Source organism: Candidatus Egerieousia sp. (assembly GCF_056211015.1).
The window spans coordinates 1-2,852 of sequence record NZ_JBAELF010000022.1; the positions used below are offsets into that span (position 1 = coordinate 1).

Annotated in this window: 2 protein-coding genes; both read left to right on the forward strand. The window is 47.2% G+C overall.

The genetic code is table 11. The features are described 5' to 3' along the window. Positions 1 to 158 precede the first annotated feature (158 nt). Positions 159 to 1,754, forward strand: a complete 1,596-nt coding sequence (locus tag AC06L3_RS01665) for a type I restriction-modification system subunit M (RefSeq protein ID WP_475668893.1) — start codon at positions 159 to 161, stop codon at positions 1,752 to 1,754. Beyond that, a partial coding sequence (locus tag AC06L3_RS01670) for a Fic family protein (RefSeq protein WP_475668894.1) occupies positions 1,751 to 2,852 on the forward strand: 1,102 nt, incomplete at its 3' end. The genes AC06L3_RS01665 and AC06L3_RS01670, both read left to right, overlap by 4 nt.

Sequence of the window (2,852 nt, forward strand, 5' to 3'; positions counted from 1 at the left end):
GACTGCAATGGAAAAACATTACGATATTTCATTGAAACGTTGCGATGTTTGAATTTTTATTACTATCTTTTTTCTATAAACGAACATTTCTTATCTCCGTTGTTGTATAAATCGAGATTTTTCACTATCTTTGCAGAAAAGAAACGGATTATGATGATATGGCAAAGATAGTAACGGAAAAGTCGATTGAAGACCGCATTTGGGACAGTGCGAATAAACTGCGTGGCAATCTTACTGCATCTGAATATCAGAATGTGGTTCTTGGTCTTGTGTTCCTGAAATATATCAGCGACTGCTTCGAGAAGCGATACAACGAACTCGCGGAGGAAGGTGACGGCTTCGAGGAAGATCGTGACGAATACACAGCCGAACACGTGTTCTGGGTTCCTCAGGATGCACGTTGGCAGAAGATAGCAAGCAAGGCTCACAGTCCAGAGATTGGACAAGTTATAGACCATGCCCTTGAGGAGATTGGGCGTGAGAACCCTCGCCTGAAGAAAGTGATGCCAAACAACTACTCTCGTCCAGAGATAGACAAGATACGCCTGGGCGAGGTGGTAGAAATCTTCGACAATATGGACATGCACGCTCAGGGAGAAGGTATCGACCTCTTCGGTCGTGTGTATGAATACTGTCTGCAGAACTTTGCTGCCGAGACTCAGCAGTCGGGTGGCGAATTCTATACACCTTCGTGTATTGTCCGCACCATCGTGGAAGTGCTTCAGCCATTCGAGGGAAGGGTATATGACCCAGCCTGTGGTTCGGGCGGTATGTTTGTGCAGAGTGCGAAGTTCATCCAGCAGCATCAAGGCAACCTTCGCAATGTGACTATCTATGGTCAGGAATTCAATGCCAACACTTGGAAGATGGCTCACATGAACCTTGCTATCCGTGGATTGGACGCAGACCTTGGAGACAGTTGGGGCGACTCCTTCGGCGATGACAAGCACGCCACGAAAAAGTTTGACTTCATCATGGCAAATCCACCATTCAACATGAAAGACTGGGGAGCAAGCCGCCTTGCCGACGATGTGCGCTGGAAATACGGAGTGCCACCAGAGGGCAATGCCAACTATGCGTGGATTCAGCACATGGTGCATCACCTCTCGCCTACAGGACGCATCGGACTGGTGCTTGCCAACGGTTCGCTGACAACAACCTCAGGCGGTGAGGGCGACATCCGCAGACGGCTCATCGACGCAGACCTTGTGGAGGGAATCATTGCCATGCCAAACCAACTGTTCTACAATGTCAGCATCCCTGTATGCGTATGGTTTTTCAACCGCAGGAAAAAGAATCCGGGCAAGGTGCTGTTTGTCGATGCACGAGAAATGGGCATGATGGTTGACCGCACCCACCGCGAACTCTCCGACGACCTTGTGCGCTACGACACCATAAAGAAGGAAGACAAGCCTTGGGCAAAACTCCCTGCCGAGGAATGCGACGTGCAGCGCATAGCCAAAGCCTTCCGCGACTATGAGGCTGGTACACTTGAGGACGTAAAAGGCTTTTGCAAGGTAGCAACCCTTGAAGAGATTGCACAGCAGGACTGGGTGCTCACCCCAGGTCGCTATGTAGGCATAGCCGACGAGGAAGAAGATGCCGAACCATTCGAGCAGAAGATGGCACGCCTGACTGCAGAACTTGGCGACCTCTTCGCTGAGAGCCACCGCTTAGAAGCAGGAATCCGCGAGAAGTTAGCAGGGATTGGATTTGAAGTAATATCCACACCCAAAGAAAAGGAGGCAGAATGATGGCAAAACAATTTTACATAGACTTTGACGAATACATCCGTCAGGGAGAACCGTCACAGCGCGAGAGAGCTGCCATCTGGAGCACAGCCATAGGTCTGCAGGCGGTGGATGGGCTGACAACCTCAGAGTATCTGCAAGAGACGGCAAGACGCAATATTGAAGGTGAGATAACAATCGATGAGGTCAAGAAACTTATAAAAAGTTACTATGAATCAAAGACTGCCCGTACTTCTGATGATGAAGAAAAAGAAATGGCCGATAAAGTAAGTGCCAATATTACAGAATTACTTAGTCATAAAACATTGACATTCAGTATTGTTGGCATGACAGGAACTCATAAAGCCATCTTCAATGGAGTTTTCAAACATGCGGGCAAGATACGTGACTACAATATCTCGAAGAAAGAGTTTGTGCTACGTGGCGAGAGTGTAGCTTACATGGAATACGACTGGCTTCGTCGTGCTTTGGAATACGACTTACAGCAAGAAAAGGAATTTAATTATACGGGACTTTCAAAATACGAAATTGTCCAACACCTCTGTCGTTTTACGGCAGGATTGTGGGAAATACACCCTTTCTGCGAAGGCAATACACGCACAACTGCGGTTTTCCTCATTCAGTATCTCCGGAGTATGGGATTCGACGTGAACAATGATCCTTTTGCTCAACATTCATGGTATTTTCGTAACGCATTAGTTCGAGCTAACTATAGCAATCCTTTGAAGGGAATAGTTCGTGATTACAGCTTTCTTGAGAAGTTCTTCCGTAATCTTCTCCTTGGCGAGAATAATGAACTGAAGAACCGTTATATGGTGATTTGTCCGCCAGACAACTTAGTTGTACCCGACAAGCAACCCGACAAGTTCCCCGACAAGTTCCCCGACAAGTTTGAAACAAGCAATGAAAACATCATCAGAATCATCAAAGCAATAGGAGAACAAAACCTATCTGTAAAGGAAATGCTTATGGCAGTTGGACTAAAAGACCGAGAGAATTTTATGGATAATCTTCTCAACCCTGCCATAGCCGAAGGTTTCGTGCGGATGCTCTATCCAGAATCGCCTCGTCATCCTCGCCAGAAATACCTGCTGACTGTGA

What these genes read in the sequence shown, in the direction of transcription:
- AC06L3_RS01665 (WP_475668893.1), top strand. Translation starts at nt 159, where the DNA reads ATGGCAAAGATAGTAACGGAAAAGTCGATTGAAGACCGCATTTGGGAC.